The sequence below is a fragment of the Actinosynnema sp. NPDC049800 genome (assembly GCF_040656635.1).
Classification (GTDB): Bacteria; Actinomycetota; Actinomycetes; order Mycobacteriales; family Pseudonocardiaceae; genus Actinosynnema.
The window spans coordinates 1-18,235 of sequence record NZ_JBFAMT010000069.1 but is presented as its reverse complement, the minus strand read 5'-3'; the positions used below and the strand labels follow the sequence as shown (position 1 = coordinate 18,235).

The following is an 18,235-nucleotide window of genomic DNA, read 5'->3' as shown; positions in this document are numbered from 1 at the left end:
CCGACGTGGCTGTCTCCCCACGATGCTCGTCCAGTGGTGACGGCACGAGGGTCTTTGGGCCCATGACCCGAGCACCTGTCCGGTGAGGACGGACGTGGCCCGGTGTCCTGCTGCCGTGGTCTTGGCGCGCTGCCCGGCGGGCGTAGCGGTGTGGGCGGACCGGGACTTTCGACTCTTCTTGCCCGGTACCCACGGCCCTGGGGGTCGTCGGCACGGCGTTCTAGCGTTAGCGGTGACCACCGGGCTGATCGACAGGCGGGGGAGGTGGCCGCCGTGAGTGCCCCATCGTTCCGCACCGTCCCGGACCACAGGACGGCGCTGCGAGCCGCCCGTGTCGTGGCCGCCGCCGCGGCGGCGGCCATCGCCGCCTGCGCCGCCGCGGGCCTCTTCTTCCGCGTCTACCGTGATCCCGACGAGATCGTGGCCCTGTTCCGTGCGTACGACGCGGTCGCCTTGGTCGCGGCGGTGCTGCTGATCGTTGCCGTTCTGTTCACGCGCTCGGTCCACGGCGTGCTGTTGTGGGCCGGCGTGCTGGCTTACGCGGCGTACAACTACGCCTACTACTTGTTCGGTGCCCGGCTGAACGTCCTGTTCGGCCTGTACGCGGCCGTCATCGCCCTGGCCATCGCGGGGCTGGTGTCGCTTCTGGTCGCAACGGACCACCGCATGATCGCCGCCCGGTACCGCCGTCGTGCGCCGGTGCGGGTCGTCGCCGTCGTGCTGGCGGTGCCGGCGGTCTCGTTGGGGGTGATGTGGCTGTCCCGGATCGCGGGAGCGCTGTCCGGACAGACGGCGCTGGAGGAGCCGTCGCGGCTGGTCGTGCCGGCCTCCTTCACCCAGTTGGGCGCGGCCTTGGACTTGGCGGTGCTGGTCCCCGCCTACGCGGCGGTGGCCGTGGTGCTGTGGCGAGGCGTCGCGTGGGGGTACCTGGCGGCGACGATGCTGTTGGTGGCCGGAGTGCTGCACCAAGTCGCCTACATGGCGGCGCTGGTCTTCCAGACATCGGCCGGCATTCCCGGGGCCACCGCGTTCGATCCCTTGGAGCCGGTAGTCGCGGGCGCGTTCCTGGGAGCGGCCACCGTGATGCTGTGGCATCGCGACGAGCCCTCCGCCGGCGGACGAGCGGCGGGGGAGTGACCGTCGATTACGGCCGACGCCCACGCGCGTGCCCGGCGTGACGGGGACCCGCCGCGGACGTCCTACGCCGGTCCGCCCACGGCCAAGGCGGCCACCTCGTCCAGGGCTCGCACCGCCGCGGCGTGTGGTCGTACCAGCTCCTCGGCCGGCATGTCCCTGGTCTGACGCGGAGAACAAGCCGCGGTGGGGCGGCACCGCGTCACGCACCGGACACCAACCGGGAGGAGTGAACCCTTGTCACCGATGTCCCGCACGGCGCGACTGCGCTGCGCGACGGGAGTGCGCGACCCGGCCGCCGTGCCGCCGTTCGAGTTCGGTGTGGTGACCGCGAGCTACTCGGGCGGCGGCGAGTTCGGTCAGTGCGAGGTCGAGCGGCTGCGGCGGAGCGGGCCCGATCACGTCGGCCCGTACCAGTCGATCGCGTGGTGCTACGCGGCCGGCGTCGGTCAGATCTCCATCCGCAACGGCCTGCGCGGTCCGTCCGGCGTGCTCGTCGCCGACGGGGCGGGCGGTGTGGATGCCATCGCCGACGCGAGCGCCGGCGCCGGCGGATGGCGACCTCCGGCTGCGCCTACCCCGCCGGTGCCCTCGTGCCGGACGGCACCACCCCGGATCCGGTCGAGGATCCCGACCACCCGTCCGAGCCGCTCGTGACGCGCGTGCCACCGGCCGCTCGTGCCGAGCCGCCGGTCGCGCATCGGGACGACCGACCCGGACCGGGGGCGACCGCGGGGTCAGGCGAGGGAGAGGAAGAGCTTCTCCAGTCGGGCGCGGTCGAGGACGTCGCCGTTCTCGCCGGCGGCGATGCACTGCTCCAGACCGGTGGCGATGATGGCGAAGCCCGCCTTGTCCAACGCGCGGGAGACGGCCGCCAACTGGGTGACGACGTCCTCGCAGTCCCGGCCGGCCTCCAACATCCGGACCACCCCCGCGAGCTGGCCCTCCGCGCGGCGCAGCCGCTTGATCACGTCACCGACGACCTGGGTGTTCTCCAGTTGCATGTCCTCATCCTCTCCTGCCGCCGCGGATACCCCGGCGGGTACTGCCCGTACAGCGTCGTCCAGCTCTCGGGCATTCCGAGCAGCGAACACGTGGCCGCTGGGTTCAGCGGCCCGCGGTCGCCGGCGGACGCTTGGCGCCGATGTGCCGCAGCGGGCACCGCGGCACGAGTCCGGCACACGTGCCGACGGCGACGCCGATGCCGGCGACCACGAGGAGCGCGGGGACGCGGAGTTGGTCCGGTGCCTGCTGGGTCAGCACGACGGCCCCCATGGCCAGGACGAACCAGCCGAAGCCCCGGCGCAGCGCGTCCCCCGGGATCCGGGCCACCAACCGGCCGCCGACGAGGCTGCCCGCCACGGCGGCCGCGGTGACCGCACCGGTGAGCGCCCAGTCGATCGGCACCGCGGCCAGGTAGCCCGCCAGGCCCGCGAGCGACTTCATCGCGATGACCAGCAGCGAGGTGCCGACGGCGACCGGCATGGGCAGACCGCCGAGCAGTGCCAGCGCGGGGACCACGAGGAAACCTCCGCCCGCGCCGACCAGACCGGTGACCACACCCACGACGGCGCCCTCGGCCAGCACCTTGACCACCGGCAGTTCGGTGTGCGTGGCGTCCGGTGCGGGTGTGCGGCGACCCCGGAGCATCGCCACGGCGGTGGCGACCATCATGACCGCGAAGGAGACCATCAGCACCGGGCCGGGCAGGTGGCCGCCGACGAACCCGCCGGCGAAGGCCCCGACCATGCCGGCGAGTCCGAACAGCAGGCCGGTGCGCCACCGCACGTGCCCGGTGCGGGCGTGGCCGACGACGCTGACGGCGGACGTCACGCCCACGACCACGAGGGAGGCGACGATGGCCTCCTTCACGCCCATGCCGGCCACGTACACCAGCAGGGGCACCATCAGGATCGACCCGCCACCGCCGAGCAGGCCCAGCAGTACGCCGACGACGACGGCCAGCACGACGGTCAGCACCAGCACGGCTCACCGCTCCTCGGACGGTCGGGCGATCGGCGTGACACCGCGGTCGCGACGGCGTTGGTTCCAGGGCATCTTCGCCAGTGCCGTGCCCATCGCGCAGGTGTTGGTCAGGGCGGCGACGACCAGTCCGCCGCCGACGAAGCCGGCCGCCCACTTCGCGCCGGGCACGGCCACGCTGGCGAGCACGGCCGAGAGGACGAGCGAGCCCGCCGTGAAGCGGACCTGGCGCTCCAGGTCCCACACCTGCCGGCCGCGGTTGACCGGGCCGCCCGCCCGCTCCCAGTCGGCGATGCCACCGGCGAGCACTTCGCTGTGGCCGAGACCGGCTCCGGTGAGCACCTCGTGGGCCTGGCCGGCACGTTGACCGGATCGGCAGACGAGGACGACGTCCTGGTCGCGCAGCAGTGGGCACAGGTCGTCGAGCTGGTCGCGGAGCCGGTCCAGCGGCACGTTGACCGCGCCGGGGATGTGCCCTGCCTCGAACTCCGCGGGTGAGCGGACGTCGATCAGGCGCGGCGCGGACGTGCCGTCGCCCAGGCGTGCCCGCAGCGAGGAGGCGTCGACAGTGGGCCGGGTCATGCGTGAGCCTCCTGGTCGTGGCGAGCGGGTGTGACGAGGGGGACGCCGGCGGCCCCGGCGTTGTCGAAGGAGTCGTCGATCGCGACCACGTCGACGCCGTGGGCGTCGAGCAGCGCGGCCACCACACCTGCGCGGTAACCACCGGCGCAGTGCACCCAGACCGGGCCCGCCGGAACCTCGTCGAGGCGGTCGAGCACCTCGTGGATCGGGATGTGCGTGGAACCGCTGACGTGCCGCTCGGCACGCTCCTGGTCGCGGCGGACGTCGAGGACGGCGGTCTCCGGGTTCCGGTTCAGCGCGGCGGCGAGGTCGGCGAACGAGGCGGTGGTGTAGCTGCGCAGGGGCTCTCCGCCCGCCCAGTCCCGGGGGTCGCCGGTGGCCATCGCGGCGGGGCGGTCGACTCCGATGCGCACCAGCTCGCGCTGGGCCTCGGCGACGTCCTCGGCGGTCTCGCCGAGCAGCGTCACGGGGGTGCCCCAGGGGATGAGCCAGCCGAGGTAGGTCACGAACGGCCCGTCGAGGCCGAAGTTCAGCGTGCCCGTGACGTGGCCGGACGCGAACGCGGTCCGGTTGCGCAGGTCGACCACCCACTCGCCGTCGTGGATGCGGCGGCGCAGTTCGGCCGGGTCGGCCTCGGAGGGCGGTGAGAGGTCCACCGCGCCCGGCCCGGCCGAGTTCGCCGGCGCCATGTGCGCGTAGTACGCCGGGTAGGCGTCGAGTCCCGCGAGCAGGGTCTGGACGTAGGTGTCGAGGTCGCTGGTCAGCGCCGGGTTCGCCAGCTTCTCCCGGCCGATCGTGCCGGCTGTCGCGTCGGACTGCGTGGCCGAGCAGAAGCTGCCGAATCCGTGCGTCGGGTAGACGGCGGTGTCGTCGGGCAGTTCACGCGCCAGCCGTCGGGCCGAGTGCCACTGGGCGTGCGCCAGCGTGTCGGTGTGGTCGGGTCCCAGCAGGTCCGGGCGGCCGGTGGAGCCGTACAGCAGCGAGCCGCCGGTGAAGACCGCGACCGGTTCAGCGTCCTCCGACAGGGCGAAGGAGAGGTGGGTGTGGGTGTGGCCGGGGGTGAGCAGGACCTTCACCCGCATCCGGTCGCCGACCTCGAGCACGTCCCCGTCGCGCACGCCGACCCGTTCGAAGGAGACGGGGTCGTCGGCGTTGAGCAGGTACTGGGCGCCGACCTCGTGGGCCAGTTCGTAGCCGCCGGTCACGTAGTCGTTGTGGATGTGTGACTCGAAGACGTGGGTGATGCGCACGCCCGCGGCGCGCGCGAGGCCGAGCACCCGGTCGTAGTCGCGCTGCGGGTCGACGACCAACGCGACCTCGCCGTCATGGGCCAGGTACGTCCGGTCCCCGAGCCCCGGTGTGTCGATGGGCAGGACGGTGATCATGGTTGCTCTTCCTCTCAGCGCGCTGCGGTCTCGACCGGGCGACCGGACGCGATCCACGCGCCGGTGCCGCCGAGGACGTCGACGGCGTCGACGCCGACGGCGCGCAGCAGGTTCGCGGCCTGCGCGCTGCGACCACCGGCCTGGCAGATGACGAAGACCGGCTGGTCCTTGGGCAGTTCGCCCACGCGGGCGGGCAGGACGCTCAGCGGCACGTTCCGGGCACCCGGGACGTGACCCGGCCGGTACTCGCGCGCCTCACGGACGTCCACCACCAGGGCGTCCCCCTTCGCCAGGCGGGCGGCGAAGGCGTCCTGGTCGATCTCGTGTGCCATGTCGGCTCCCTTCTCCCGAATACCCCGGGGGGTATCTGACGTTCACGGTAGCACTCTTCCGGATGCCCCGGGGGGTATGTGCGTCACGGTGAGCGGAGGCGTGTGACCGGGCGCGGGTGCGGTGGCCGCGCGCTGGCGCCTGCGGCGTGGGAGACCGCCCGGTGGTCGAGTCGCCTTCACGGTCCATGTCCGGTGGGCGAACCGCGATCCGGTGCGCACGTGGGCGGACCGTCATGATCGCCCTGTTGCAGGGGGCTGCATGATGGCTACTTTGTCGGTTAAGTTCGAGAGGCGGATATGTGGAAAGCTATTTGCGGACATGGTCGCCATGACCGTGTGGACGTACTACATGCCGAACGCCGAGTGGCGGGTGATCTGTGCGCGCGGCCGTGCGCTTCGGGAGGCGGCGGGCACGCTCGCCGGGCATGCCGTGGGCGACGATGCGCCGCGTCCGATCGACTCGACGTCGGTGGTCAAGGCGATCGTGAGCGGGGCGGCTGACGGGTGGGTCGTGGACCTGCCGGAGCCGTTGGCGGCGGTCGTGGACCACCTCGGTGAGGAGTTGGAGGAGCGAAGGTTCGTCCCCACGTCGGAGTTGGTCGAGGCGCTGGAGATTGAGGCGGTCGCGTTCGCGCGCGAGATGAGCGAGCTGGGGTGCAGTTCGGCAACGCGCGGAAGTTCGTGGAACCGCTCGGCGGTGTCGCCGCTGAGGAGTTCTTCGACGTGGGGCAGTCGCGGTCCGTGCCGTGGGAGCGTCGCGAGGAAGCGGCTGGGCTGCTGGCGGCGTTGAAGGACCCGTGTCGCGGGTGGAGCGCCGTGGTGGTCGGTGAGGGCACGCGGTGTTGGTTCGGCAATCAGTTCTCGCTGGTCGCGCCGAAGTTCGCTTCCTGTGGGGTCGATCTCCGGGTGCCGGAGCTGGGCGGGAAGTCCAGCACCTCGTCAAGGGGGTTGCGCAGAACGCCGCCGAAGCGTTCCAGGAGGTTGCGCTGACCGCGGAACCAGTCGACGACCCCGGTCAAGCCGTTGTCGACGCGGAGTGCCGCTCCGGTGCTCACCGGGCCCAAGGTAGCCGGGAGAATAGAATGACGGAATTCGTTACCGCGAACTGTGCATCGCTCGCGTATTCCCTGTGATTTCGAGTGGTCGCATTTTTGCGTCTCACGTCCAAGTTCTTCCGATCCGCGGCCCGAGCGGAGGCGCCCGTCACCGGGCGCCACAGGCGCGAGCTGCGCGCCGACGACCTCGCCCGGCTCATCACGCACCTCGACGCCGGCCCGGCGGCCGTCCTCGGCTCCAGCGGCGACGCGGTCAGCGTGCTGGCGCTCGCGCGGGCCCACCCCGAGCCGGCGCACACCGTGATCGCCCACGAGTCGCCGTCGGACCAGCTCGTGCCCGACCGGGAGGACCTGCTCCGGCGGACCGACGAGATGGTCGCCACCTACCTGGCCGGCGACAGGGTGGGCGCGTGGCGGCGGTTCATGGCCATCGCGAACATCCACATGCCCGACGAGCTGGTCGAGCACGTGTTCGGCGGTGAGCGCTCACCGCAGGACCTCGCCGACGAGCGCTTCCAGTACGAGCACATGCTGCGGCCGACCGTGCGGTGGGTACCCGACCTCGACGCGTTGCGCACGGCGTCGACCCGGGTCGTGGTTGGCATCGGCGAGGACTCGGGCGGCGAGCTGTGCGAGCGGACGTCGCTCGCGCTCGCCTCGGGTCTCGGCGTCGAGCCGACCAGGTTCCCCGGCGGGCACTTCGGTTTCGTGGACGCCCCGGACCGCTTCGTCGTGCGGCTGCGCGAGGTCCTGTCGGAGTCTGAACCGGGCTTGCGGACCGAACCTCCCGCCACCGTTGGGGCGTCCTTGTCGCCGGGTGGGGTGAGGGTGTGGCCGGAGGTGTGATCGCGGATGCCGGCGGAGGTGAGGGGTGGTGGTGTGGGGCGGCGGATCGTCGATCCGCGGCGTGGGCCTCGCCCCGCGTCATCGTCCGAACCTTCACGAGGAGTGGTTCACTTGTCGGAGTCCCGGTTCTTCTCACGAGCGGCACGCCGGGTCGGTGTCGTCGCGGCGGTGGTCACGCTGTCGGCCCTGCCGGCCACCGTCGCGTCCGCGTCGAGCCCCACCGGGGTCGAGGCGTCCACCTCCCAGAGCGGATACGAGTGTCAGAGGATCACGACCGGTGGCGACGGCGGCATCCGTGCCGTCGGCTGTCAGCCCGAGGTCGAGCCCGGCTACGAGGTGCTGGTCATGGGGCCCCGGCGCACGTTCTTCTGCGAGGCCGTGCAACCCGACGGCGAGGACGGGCTCAGGGGTCAGGGCTGCGCGCAGGTCGGCTGACCCAATCCACCGCCGGCCGGCTCTCGCCTCTACCCGAGACGGGAGCCAGCCGACGCACGGCATCTCCGTTGAGAGCGATCAGGGGGTACAGCATGCGATGGCTCGACTACCAGCAGTAGTTGCCCGATCTGGTGTCCTCGCCGGTGATCACGAGCGACTCGTGCCGCCGAGGCGGGAGCTTCCTGCCCCGCCGGTGACCCGGCTGCCCCCTGACGTGTGAGTAGCTGTTTCCGAGCTACCTGGATCGGGTGAGTCGGCGGCTGGTGATGCGGATCGTGGATCAGCGGACCATGGCCTCGTGATGGTGGCGTAGTCGTTCGTAGTCGCGGACGCAGCGGCGGTGCCCTGTGATCCACGCCAACGTCCGCTCCACCATTCACCTTGTGCGGCACGGTGAAGTACGGCACCTGCGGGCGTTGCACGATTTCCACTACCAGGCGGCGACCCGGTCCTGCGTCGAGGCCGGGGTCACCAGGACGGCCAACGACAGTCCCGTGGTGTGCACGACGATGTGGCGCTTGCGGCCCGCGACCTTGTTGCCGCCGTCCCAACCCCGTGTCGCCCGTCCGACGGTCTCCGCGGCGCGCACCGACTGCGAGTCCATCACCGCCGCCGACGGCGCCGCCACCCGACCCTCCGCCAGCCGAACGCGATCACGCAACCCGTCGAGCAGCCGCTGCGACGCACCGACCCTTTCCCACGCGGCGAAACGCTTGTGGACCGTCGGCCACGGCGGGAAGTCCGCCGGCAGCGCCCGCCACTTGATGCCGTTGTCGACCACGTACAGAATCGCGTCCACGATCACCCGCCGGCAGTGCTTCTCCCACCGCCCGCCCCGACCGGCCGGGCACGTCGGATCGGGCAGCAGCGGGTCCAGCTCGGCCCACTGGGCGTCGGTGGGATACCACCTCGTCCGTCGAGTGGGCTGGTGGGAGGCGGCCAAGCGGCAGCACGGGGTACCGCGGTCGAACCGCCCGCCGGGATCGGGCGCGATAACAGCGGAACTCCTGGTGGAACGGCGCATGGACACCGTCCCGATCCACCAGGAGTTCCGCTGTCTGCGCACCAAAGCCTCTCCGCCCGACCAAGCTCGGATACAGGCACTGACATGATGAGCCGCGTCCTGACCGGCGAATCCACCCAACCTGGCGAAACGAACCAGACAAGGCGGAGATACTCGGCCGGAAGTAGGTCAGATGCCCTCTTACGGCTTCACCGCGACCCTTCCCTGCACGTCGACCCGCACCAGCAGGGGAGGGTTGGGCAACTGGTCGAAGTACTCGTCAACGGCTTTGGTGGCTCCGGCGTGCTTGCCGTAATCGTCGATGATCAGAACTCCGGCGGACGCGAGCCTCGGGTACAGGTGGACGAGCTCGTGCCGGGTCGACTCGTAGAAATCGGTGTCCAGTCGCAGCACCGCGATGCGCTCGGGCACCTGGTTCGGGATGGTGTCCTGCACCAGCCCTTTCACCGTGGTGATGCGTTCCCTCGGGTAGCCCGTGCCGACGAGGTTCTCCAGCACTTCCTCCTCCGTGATCGCCTTCGCCTCGGCGCCGACCGGGTCGCGCTCCGTGCCGTCGTCGATCCGCCTCCCAGGGGCGAACACGTAGCCGTCGCTCGGCCCGCGCGGTTCCCAGCGGGCTTCAAAAGTGTCATACAGCCACAGGTCCCTGGGTTCGGGCAACACCTTCGCGGCCAGCATCATGCTGCCGCCGCGCCACACCCCGCACTCCACGATCGCGCCGTCGACGCCGTTGCGGACCACGTGCTCCACCGCGCTGACGAGGGCGTAGGCCAAGGGAGGGGACGTGAACGTGTACTCGGCCACGTCCGCGTAGAGCGCGCTGAAGCCGGGGTGCACCGAGTCGATGTCCCGGTACACCTCGACGTGCCTGGTCAGCTCGAACTCGGCCGTCCTCGGCACAGCGGCGGGCGTCGCCCCCGTCACCAGGAGGCCGTGCCGGCGCAGCTCCGCGAGGAAGTCCCGGACCGCTGGGCGCGCGGACGCCGGGACGGCTTCCAGGGCGGACTCCACGGCGGTCGGCCGGGTGAACCGCAGCACGCACAGGGCCAGCTCCGGTGAGAGGTCCCACAGGTGCAGCGGCTGGGCCACGGCCCCCAACCGGGCGTGGTGACCGGTCCAGGTGACGAACACCCCGGTGGACAGCGAGAGCACCTCGGTCACGGGCGGACCAGCCCACCCGCCGAGTCGATGAACCGCAGCACCTGGGTCGCTGCGGACACCGCACCGGCGACTTCGGCGGCCGGCAGGGTGCGGCCGAGGTGCTCGCGGTAGTCCAGCCCGGACGACCCGGCACCGTTGAGCGCCGACAGCAGGTCCTCCAGCCACGGCAGGCGGGGAATCTTCGACACGTGCCCGTTCACCGCGATCAGCAGCGCGTCCCCGTGGTCGGCGGTGGGTTCGAACAGCACCGGGAACCGGGCGTCCACCCGGGCGTGGTCGCCGGAGAAGGCCGAGCCGCGCGGCGGTGGGACGAACTCGAAGTTGACGGCGCTGGCGCGACGCAGGCGCTTGGCCTGGAACCGGGCGGGGATTTCGTCGGCGATCTCCACCAGCATCTCGGCCATCGCCTTGTTCGTGACGGTGTCGGGAGCGGCCCCGACCCGCGGTGGGTAGGGGAAGCCGTCGAGCCAGTGGTCGGCCTTCCGCTCGGCCAGGGCGGTGGACACGAGCGAGTCCAAGGTGCGCACCAGGTTGTTGTCGGTGTAGGTCGCCAGGTGCACCGACAGGTGCGGCGTGCCGTCGGACTCACCGCAGTGCCAGTGGTCCGACGGCCAGTACAGGACGTCGCCCGCCTCGCCCTCCAGCACGGTGGCCTGGTCGACGACGTCGCGGAAGTCGATGTCCAGGTTCACCTGGTGGTGCAGGGGGTCGGGGGTGCGCGCGTACCGGACCAGCGTTTCGTAGGGCCAGGTGTAGAAGCGCTTCCTGCCCGACAGCACGAAGGTCATGACCGTCGCGGTGTCCTTGTGGATCCGCGTCGGCGCTTCGCCGTACGACCCCGCGATCAGGTGGCAGTCCGTCAAGCCGGCGGGCACGGAACCCGCGGCGCGGTAGATGCCGTCCAGGATCTCCTTAGCCGCGCTGAACAACGGCCACGAGAACTGCTGGAGGCTGTTCACAACGATGTGCCAGTCGCCGTGGGCGTGCTCGTCGACCCGCCGGATGTAAGAGGTGATGTCGCCGTCCTGTGCGCGCGGCAGCAGCGGAGCCATGGAGTTGCTCTTCACCTCACCGTCGCCCATGAGCATGCGGACGTCGCGGGGACGGACCAGCCTGCCCGCCCGCCAGGCGTCCGCGGCCGACACCAGCGCAGCGAAGTGGTCGGGGGCGGACATGGCCGCTGTGAGGGGTGTGCGGAGCACCGCCGGGCGCCGCTCCCAGTGGGTCTCCGTGAACCGGGACCACTCGTCGAACTCGAACAACGTCGTCATCGCCCCGCCCACCCGTCCAGTTCGGGCGCCTCGGCGCCGGTGTCGGCGATCCGCCGGGCCGCATCGGCGAACACCGCGTCGACGTCCGCCCCCGGCACGTTGTCCGCCACGAACGCGGCGATGTCCTCCGTCGACGCCCCGCCCCACAGCAGGGAGACCACGAGTTGCGCGTTCACGTCACCGGTGTAGACCGGGTAGAGGCGGATCTTGCGCAGCAGGTGCGGGATCGCGTCGCCCAGCACGCTCCCGAAGCCGTCGGCGCGGGCCGCGAGGGCTTCGAGGATCGTCGGCAGCCACCGCCGCGGTGGCCCGGACGCCAGGGTGTCCATGACGACGTGGTAGACGAGGCTGGGATCGCCATCGCGGACCAGGTCGGTCAACGCGGAGCCGAAGGCGCGCTCGCCCGCCCGCCGCAACGTCGTCATCGCGGCGGTCCTGCGGCGCACGTCCGCGTTCGGTTGCTGGTGCATGCCCAGGAAGGTCAGGCCGGGTTCCCAGAACTCCCACGGCTGCTCGACCTCCCCCGGGTGATCGTTGCACCGGACGCTGATCGTGACGCTGGGCCGGGTGAGCCAGAACAGGTCGTGGACGAGGTCGGGGTGGATCTCGTGGACGTCCCCCTGCGCCATCAGGTGCCGCTCGCGCAACGTCATTCGTCCGGTGGACACGAACGGGGCGATCTCCCGGCGTTCGGTGAAGTCGAACACCTGGTGGAGCCGCGGACCGTGCAGCGCGGCGAACGCCCCGCAGGAGACGTGCTTGTGGGTGGGGGTCGAGTTGTGGTTCCAGTACAGCAGATCGATCCGGAAGTGCTCGTTGTGCACGACGGTAAGCGCCGGATCGCCGAACGGGTTCGCCCACGGTTGGGGCGGCAGGGGCGCGTCCAGCGCCCACACCAGCAGCCGGGCCGGGTCGAGCCGCTGCAGGCGGTCGCGGTGCACGCGCAACGCCTCGGCCGCCGCACCGGCGAGGTGCGCCGGGTCGCCCGGCTCGTGCAGCGCCAGGATTTCCTTCTCTACCAGCTCGAACGTGTCCAACACGGCATCCCCCGGCATCGTGGCTCCGATCAGGTCAGGGTCGGGACGTGCATCGCCGCGGTGGGTGCCGAACACCCACCACGGCGATGACGGTCAGTACGAGGTGGGCTGCAGCAGGACGGTGTCCGTGTCCACCTTCACCGCCTCCACCTTGAACGGCTCGGGCGTCTCCACCACCTCGGGCTGGACGTCCTTCTCCTGGTTCTCGGCCATGCATCTCACCTCCTCATCGGTCGTCTGCTGGTTGCCCGCGCAACCGCGGGACGTCTGGTCAGCCGCCGGGCAGGCCGGCGTGCCACGGCGCGCCCGTCAACCGGTCGCCGGCGGCGCTGGGTGAGGCGAATCGGTGCGCGGTGGCACCCGGCACCAGGACCCGCACCGCGGTCCACCCCCGCACGGCGCACGGCAGGTCGACCACCACGACCTCGGCCGATCGCACGGCGACGGCTCGCACCTGCTCGGCCGCGCTGCGGTGCTCGACGTCGGGCGGCCGCTCCTCGGGGTGCGCGTCGACGTAGGCCCACACGCGCTCCACGACGGCCGGGTCGGCCCAGTCGCGGAACGCCGCGCCCATGTGGTCGGGCGGGTCGCGCCGCACCTGCGACATGATCTGCTCGGCCTCCTCGACCGCCGCGGCGATCGCCTGCGTCCAGGTGAGCCCGCTGCCCGAGCCGCGTGCGGCCCGTGCGGCACCGTGGTCCACGACGAAGGCGTGCACCACCGGTACCAATGTGTCCGGGTAGACGAGCAGCCGGGTGGCCGGATCCGGGTCGGGCAACCGGATCGCCGGGCGCTGCCACAGGAAGTTCGGGTACAGGGAGGCCCGTTCGAGCACCTCGCGGAGGGCGCGGGCCACCGCTTCCTCCCGCACGGGGTGGACGGCGAGCCCGGTGGTCGTGCCCCAGGTGGGACGAGGCCGGTCGCCCGGTCCGGGGATGTAGGGGAAGGCCACCAGCGCCAACGGCACGTCGACCGGCTCGCCGTCCACGAGGGACAGCCCGCGCACGTGGTCCACCGGCGGCCGGCCGGCCGCCAGGTACTCGTCGTAGGCCGTTCCGTAGGGGTGGAAGTCCTCCAGCCGGAGCCTGCGCGTGCCGTCGGCGCACGCCTTGGGCAGTTGGTTGGCGTTCCACGCGGCGAACCGCTCGATCGCCTCGCCGACCGCTCTGGTCACGGCCTCCTCATCGGTGGCGCCCTTGCCGCTGGCCGACTCCAGTTCCGGGACCACGCCACCCGCCGGCGTGCGGCACGTGGAGAGCCTCACGGGGCGTTCCGGTGACCCCCCGGCGAACACCCGCAGGTCTTTCATCAACCCCTTGGCCCAGGACTGCTCCGCGCGCAGCCCTTCCGCGGCGAGGGGTCCGCGGCGAACCGCTGTCCACAGCTGGGCGATGCGGCCCCCGTCGAGCAGGACCACGCGGTCGGGCACCCGGTCCCGCAGCAGGGAGTCGGTGGCGGCGGCCACCGCGTCCGCCCGGGCCGGGCCGGTCAGCAGCGGCAACGGGCGCGAGGTGAACCCGAGGTCGCGCAGCGCGCGGTCGGACCACCACGTCGTCGTCGCCTCGAAGTAGCGGCGGACGTCGTCGCGGGAGGCCAGCACGGGTCCGACGTGCGTGCCGTCGACGCTCTCACCGGACCACAGGACCGGATGCCGCTCGACCAAGGCGGACAGCCAGTCCGGCTCGGCCATGTCCTCCCGGTCCGCCACCACGACCACCGGCGTTCCCGCGTCCACGGCGTCGGCCACTGCGGACGGCGCATCGACCACGGTGGCGGACCACCCGCGGGCGGTCAACGGCGCGACGAGGTCGGCGGCCGCGCCTCGTCCGGTGTTGTCGAGCAGCACCACGGTCGCACACACCCCCTTCGGCCGCGCTGCGGGCAGCGCATCCATGTCGATGACGAAATCGGCGCAGCCCCGGTCCCGGAGTCCGGCAGGATCGATCCGCCCTGTCAGCCGCAGCAGTCGAAGCCGCGGTCCGAGCAGCAGGGGGCCATCGGCGTGGTCAAGCCGGACGACCCACGGGGCCAAGCGGTGGGACCGGTCAGAACTCACCCAGCACCGGGCCGAGCACGAGGCGACCGTCCCAGGCGTCGTAGCGCCGGTGGATCCCGTGCAGGAACTGGTCGTAGGCGACGACCCCCTGCGCCACGACCGACGCCAGGACGCGGGTGCGCTCGACGCTGATCACGTGCTCCTCGGCGAGCACCCGCACGGGCATCATCGCGTGTTCGGCGCCCTCGTCGATCGCACCGTGCGCGCGGAAGCCGGCCAGTGCGGCCGCCGGGATGTCGTTGCGGAACTCCAGCAGGTCCAGCACATCTCGGGGCCTACCCTCCGGGTCGATTTTCCGGGAATCCGGGTCGGCGACCGCTTCGGGCACTTCCGGGATGATGAGGGACGCTGCGAAGTGGGCGGGCGAGTGGTGTCCCATGGCGAAGAAGTAGTTGTTGAAAAGAATACTTTCGGGGGTCGACTGGGCTGTGCCGAGCTGAGCCGGGTCGATGTCGAGGTGAGCGAAATCCCGGGCCATCAGGGCCGAGTGGTCGGCTTCCTCGTCGAAGAACTCACGGAGCGCCCGGCGCTGATCCGCGGTCAGGTCGTGGGCGAGCACCGAGGGAGCGGTCCAGTGCGCGGCGCGCACCACGAAGAACGTTTCCAGCATCAGGCCCATCCCGAGGTCGCGGCGTCCGCCGGCACGCAGTGCGCGTATGAGCGGGTTGTCGTTCCACAGCCGGGGAGCCCATTGGCGGAACGCGTCGATCAGCCGGTAGCCGATGTACTCGGCGTTGTGGAACCGGCGGTTCCCCGCCGGGTGCTCCACGACGAGTCCCGACTTCACGAGCGCGGTCACCGCCTCGACACCCGATCCGAGGTCGCCGCCGCGCAGCGTCGCCAGCGCCTCGACCATCGCGAGGCGGCGGAATTCGCGGTTGTTGAGCGCCTCCACGGCCTCCACTGCCGGGTGCGCGATGGGGCAGCGGTACTCAAACGCCCCGTCGACGATCAGCAGGCCGCCGTCGCGCAGCACGGCTTTCGCGGTGGACTTCAGCACGGGCGTGTCCACGAGCATTTCCGCGCCATCTCCTGCCGAGTCCACGTCAAGATCAGAAGTCAACGTTCCCCCGTCAGTTGAATGGCCATCTGAAATCGATTGAAAGGTCCGAACCCGTCGGACGTCAACGACGTTATACGCGGCCTATCTAACTGTCAATGCCTCAAGAATTTCTGCGCCACCCCGACCATCGGTCAACAAGGGGTGAACGCAGAAATCCATTCACCTCGACCTGGAATTAAACCAGAATGCGCAGGTCAACCCTGTCCCGCCGGCAGGACACGCCGACTTCCAGATCCGGACCCCGGTCGGCGCGACTCCCGACCCCTTCGTTCGCGGTCACCCGAACGGCGCACATTCGGAACTCCGCAGTTTGCGGTCGAACGCGCCGATACCGCTACTGTGGGGCGGGGGGCGCGCAGCGCGATGTCCTCTTCCCGAATGACATCGACGAACGGGTGGCGAATGCCGCAGAAGGATCACGAGTCTTCCCGCAGGCTCCGGGTGGTAAAGGAAAACCGGGACTTCCGGTTGCTGTGGGCGGGTGACGCGATCAGCCAGTTGGGTAACCAGCTCACCGTCATCGCCCTGCCGCTGGTGGCGATCGCGACACTGCAGTCGTCGGTGTTCGAAGTCGGGTTGCTGACCGCAGCGGGCTACCTGGCGTGGTTGGTGATCGGCCTCCCGGCGGGCGCGTGGGTGGATCGCAGGCGTCGTCGTCCCGTGCTGGTCGGCGCCGACCTCGGGCGCGCCGTGCTGCTGCTGTCGGTGCCGGTTGCCGCTGCGACAGGAACGTTGACGCTGTGGCAGCTGTACCTCGTCGCCCTGGGCACCAGCGTGCTCACGGTGGTGTTCGACGTCGCCTACCCGGCCTACCTGCCACACATCGTCGAACGCGATCAGCTCGTGGCGGCCAACGGTCGGCTCCAGCTGAACGCGTCGGTGGCCTACATCGCGGGCCCCGGCGTCGGCGGTGTCCTCGTACAGGTGCTGACCGCACCGCTCACGCTGCTGGTCGACGCGGTGAGCTACCTGGTGTCCGGGGTGCTGCTGACCCGCGTCCGCAAGCAGGAGGCCGAGCCCCCGCTCAAGCCCGAGCGCCACCTGGGCAAGGAGATCGCAGAGGGCCTGAGGTTCGTGTGGCGGCAGCCGATCATTCGGGCGATCGCGCGCTCCTCCGGGGTGTTCAACCTCTCGTTCGCCGGCTACCAGGCGCTGATCATCGTGTTCCTGGTGCGCGAGGTGGGCCTGTCCACCGCGTCGACGGGACTGCTGCTCGCCGCGGGGAGCGTGGGCGGCACGATCGGCGCCCTGCTCATCGGGCCGCTGAGCCGCAAGCTCGGAGACGCGCGGCTGATCTGGGCGTTCCCCCTTGTCACCATGCCGGCGATCCTCCTGGTGCCGCTCACCACCCCCGGCTGGGGCCTGGCGTTCTTCGTCATCGGCGCCTTCGTGCCGGCGGTCGGCGGGGTCGCGTTCAACGTGTCGGTCGCGTCGTTCATACAGACGTTGACCCCGCAGGACCTGCTCGGCCGGGTCGGCGGGTCCATCCGGGTGGTGTCCAGGGGCGCGCTGCCCGTGGGCGCGGCGGCCGCGGCGTGGCTGGCGACCCGGCTCCCGGTCCGCGGGGTCCTGGTGCTGGCGGCCGCGGGGATGACCCTGGCGATCCTGTTGCTGCTCCTCTCGCCGATCCGGCGGCTGACCACGCTCGCCGAGGTCCGGACGGCGGACGAGGCGAACAGGTCTTCCGCGTGACGACCGCCGCGACGCTGCCCAACGGGATCACCGTCGTCGTCGCGCCGGACGCCGACGAGGCCATCGCCTGCGTCACCACCGTCCACGCCACGGGCTACCGGGACGATCCGCCCGACCTGCAAGGGCTGGTGCATCTGGTCGAGCACCTGCTCTGCCGCGGCGACACCGTCCAGGGCGCCACGCGGGAGGACCACGTCGTGGTCCAGGCGTTCGCGCTGCCGGAGGACCTGCCGGAGGCGTTAGAGGCGCATGCGGACAGGCTGCGCGCTCCAGTGGTAGACGAGGCTTCGGTGCGCGCGCACGCGTCCCTGATCGCCGAGGAGACGGCCGCGCTGCGCCGGCACCCCGACTTCGGGTTCCCCTGGCTGCCGGGGGCGCGGGCGGTGCTCGGCGTCGACCCGCTGGGTGACCCCGGCGCACTCGCGACAGCCGATCCCGCGCGGGTGCGCTCCTTCCTCCACGACCACGTCCGCCCGGACAGCACGGTGGTGGTCGTGTCCGGGAGGGTCGACTCCAGGCACGCCCTGGCTCTCGCCGAGCAGCACTTCCGCGACCTCCCCGCACGCACCCCGCGCCGGCCCGCCCGGTCGACGCGGTCCAAGCGGTCGGCGCGGAGGCCGCCGCTGCGGGTGGACGAGGCCCGGGGCGCCGCGCTCCTCTGGCGGGTCGGCGGTCTCAGCGCCGACCCGCACCGCACGTGGGCGGTGTGGTCGGCCGCACGCGCGCTGGTCGGCGGTCCACGGCCCGTGCTCCTCGACCTGGCCGCTGACCGCGGTCTGCCCGGACGGGCCGTCGTCTCGCTGGGACTTGTGGGCACCTCGTGGGACGCGCCGTCGCCGACCGCGCTGTGCGTCGGCTTCCTGAGTCCGGCGCCGGTGGCGCCGCCCGTCCTGCACGACCTGCTCGACACCGCATCGCTCGCCGTGCCGCGCCTCGTGCGCGACGCGGCCGTCGTGACCGCGGCCACCGAGGACCTGCTGCTCGACGAACTGGCCCTGACCGACGACCCGTTCGTGCGTGCTCGCCGCATCGGGCTCCAAGTGCTGCGCGGAGGGGACCCCACCCTGGCGCTCGACCCGACCCGGCGACCTCGCCCGGGGCAACGCGCGCAACGTGATCCGGTTGTGTCACCGGGTGTTCCGGATGGCCGACGACCTGTCGCGCACGCCCGGCCACGAG

At 71.5% G+C, this 18,235-nt stretch carries 19 protein-coding genes; 7 read left to right on the top strand and 12 right to left on the bottom strand.

Features of this window, described 5'->3' with window-relative positions:
• Positions 1-336 precede the first annotated feature (336 nt).
• Together AB0I91_RS39905 and AB0I91_RS39900 are read left to right on the top strand one after the other, a co-directional pair.
• Positions 337-1,137, top strand: a complete 801-nt coding sequence (locus AB0I91_RS39905; RefSeq protein ID WP_499641550.1) for a hypothetical protein — start codon at positions 337-339, stop codon at positions 1,135-1,137.
• Between the two features lie 243 nt (positions 1,138-1,380).
• A complete protein-coding gene (locus tag AB0I91_RS39900; protein ID WP_499641548.1) occupies positions 1,381-1,791 on the top strand; it encodes a hypothetical protein in 411 nt (136 codons plus the stop codon).
• 80 nt (positions 1,792-1,871) lie between these two features.
• On the opposite strand, the gene AB0I91_RS39895 is transcribed toward AB0I91_RS39900, so the two are convergent.
• The 5 genes from AB0I91_RS39895 to AB0I91_RS39875 form a co-directional block, all read right to left on the bottom strand.
• Positions 1,872-2,138 (bottom strand): metal-sensitive transcriptional regulator, encoded by a 267-nt coding sequence (locus tag AB0I91_RS39895; protein WP_498786862.1) that lies wholly within the window; start codon positions 2,136-2,138, stop codon positions 1,872-1,874.
• Positions 2,139-2,241: 103 nt separating this feature from the next.
• Complete coding sequence (locus tag AB0I91_RS39890; RefSeq protein WP_499641546.1) at positions 2,242-3,120, bottom strand: sulfite exporter TauE/SafE family protein; 879 nt, start codon at positions 3,118-3,120, stop codon at positions 2,242-2,244.
• A gap of 3 nt (positions 3,121-3,123) precedes the next feature.
• A complete protein-coding gene (locus AB0I91_RS39885; protein WP_499641544.1) occupies positions 3,124-3,699 on the bottom strand; it encodes a rhodanese-like domain-containing protein in 576 nt (191 codons plus the stop codon).
• Positions 3,696-5,084 carry a rhodanese-like domain-containing protein gene (locus AB0I91_RS39880; RefSeq protein WP_499641542.1) on the bottom strand — a complete coding sequence of 463 codons (1,389 nt, stop codon included), beginning with the start codon at positions 5,082-5,084 and terminating at the stop codon, positions 3,696-3,698. Before AB0I91_RS39880 ends, AB0I91_RS39885 begins: the two co-directional genes overlap by 4 nt.
• 14 nt (positions 5,085-5,098) lie before the next feature.
• Positions 5,099-5,416 (bottom strand): rhodanese-like domain-containing protein, encoded by a 318-nt coding sequence (locus AB0I91_RS39875; protein WP_498786858.1) that lies wholly within the window; start codon positions 5,414-5,416, stop codon positions 5,099-5,101.
• A gap of 319 nt (positions 5,417-5,735) precedes the next feature.
• Here AB0I91_RS39875 and AB0I91_RS39870 point away from each other — a divergent pair, with 319 nt between their 5' ends.
• Complete coding sequence (locus AB0I91_RS39870; RefSeq protein ID WP_499641540.1) at positions 5,736-6,206, top strand: hypothetical protein; 471 nt, start codon at positions 5,736-5,738, stop codon at positions 6,204-6,206.
• 64 nt (positions 6,207-6,270) lie between these two features.
• Here AB0I91_RS39870 and AB0I91_RS39865 read toward each other — a convergent pair whose 3' ends face one another.
• Positions 6,271-6,471, bottom strand: a complete 201-nt coding sequence (locus AB0I91_RS39865; RefSeq protein ID WP_498786856.1) for a hypothetical protein — start codon at positions 6,469-6,471, stop codon at positions 6,271-6,273.
• Between the two features lie 96 nt (positions 6,472-6,567).
• Between AB0I91_RS39865 and AB0I91_RS39860 the strand changes: the two genes are divergently transcribed.
• Complete coding sequence (locus AB0I91_RS39860) at positions 6,568-7,317, top strand: alpha/beta fold hydrolase (RefSeq protein WP_499641537.1); 750 nt, start codon at positions 6,568-6,570, stop codon at positions 7,315-7,317.
• A 111-nt stretch (positions 7,318-7,428) separates the two neighbouring features.
• Entirely contained in the window at positions 7,429-7,752 is a 324-nt protein-coding gene (locus AB0I91_RS39855; protein WP_498786854.1) for a hypothetical protein, read from the top strand.
• A 430-nt stretch (positions 7,753-8,182) separates the two neighbouring features.
• Here the strand turns inward: AB0I91_RS39855 and AB0I91_RS39850 are convergent, their stop codons facing one another.
• From AB0I91_RS39850 to AB0I91_RS39825, 6 genes are all read right to left on the bottom strand, one after another.
• Entirely contained in the window at positions 8,183-8,818 is a 636-nt protein-coding gene (locus AB0I91_RS39850) for an IS5 family transposase (RefSeq protein ID WP_499641535.1), read from the bottom strand.
• A 138-nt stretch (positions 8,819-8,956) separates the two neighbouring features.
• The gene (locus AB0I91_RS39845) at positions 8,957-9,937 is read right to left on the bottom strand and encodes a TylF/MycF/NovP-related O-methyltransferase (protein ID WP_499641533.1); all 981 of its coding nucleotides are present in this window, start codon (positions 9,935-9,937) and stop codon (positions 8,957-8,959) included.
• On the bottom strand, positions 9,934-11,208 hold the full coding sequence (locus tag AB0I91_RS39840; RefSeq protein ID WP_499641531.1) for a JmjC domain-containing protein: 1,275 nt from the start codon (positions 11,206-11,208) through the stop codon (positions 9,934-9,936). The genes AB0I91_RS39845 and AB0I91_RS39840 overlap by 4 nt, the downstream gene beginning before the upstream one ends.
• Positions 11,205-12,263, bottom strand: coding sequence for a hypothetical protein (locus AB0I91_RS39835; protein WP_499616873.1), 1,059 nt, complete (start codon positions 12,261-12,263; stop codon positions 11,205-11,207). The genes AB0I91_RS39840 and AB0I91_RS39835 overlap by 4 nt, the downstream gene beginning before the upstream one ends.
• A gap of 253 nt (positions 12,264-12,516) precedes the next feature.
• A complete protein-coding gene (locus tag AB0I91_RS39830) occupies positions 12,517-14,139 on the bottom strand; it encodes a YcaO-like family protein (protein WP_499641529.1) in 1,623 nt (540 codons plus the stop codon).
• Positions 14,140-14,290: 151 nt separating this feature from the next.
• Complete coding sequence (locus tag AB0I91_RS39825) at positions 14,291-15,277, bottom strand: hypothetical protein (protein ID WP_499641527.1); 987 nt, start codon at positions 15,275-15,277, stop codon at positions 14,291-14,293.
• A gap of 528 nt (positions 15,278-15,805) precedes the next feature.
• Here AB0I91_RS39825 and AB0I91_RS39820 point away from each other — a divergent pair.
• Both AB0I91_RS39820 and AB0I91_RS39815 read left to right on the top strand, forming a co-directional pair.
• Positions 15,806-17,056 carry an MFS transporter gene (locus AB0I91_RS39820; RefSeq protein WP_499641525.1) on the top strand — a complete coding sequence of 417 codons (1,251 nt, stop codon included), beginning with the start codon at positions 15,806-15,808 and terminating at the stop codon, positions 17,054-17,056.
• The coding region (locus AB0I91_RS39815) for a M16 family metallopeptidase (protein ID WP_499641523.1) at positions 17,053-18,235 on the top strand (1,183 nt) is incomplete at its 3' end. The genes AB0I91_RS39820 and AB0I91_RS39815, both read left to right, overlap by 4 nt.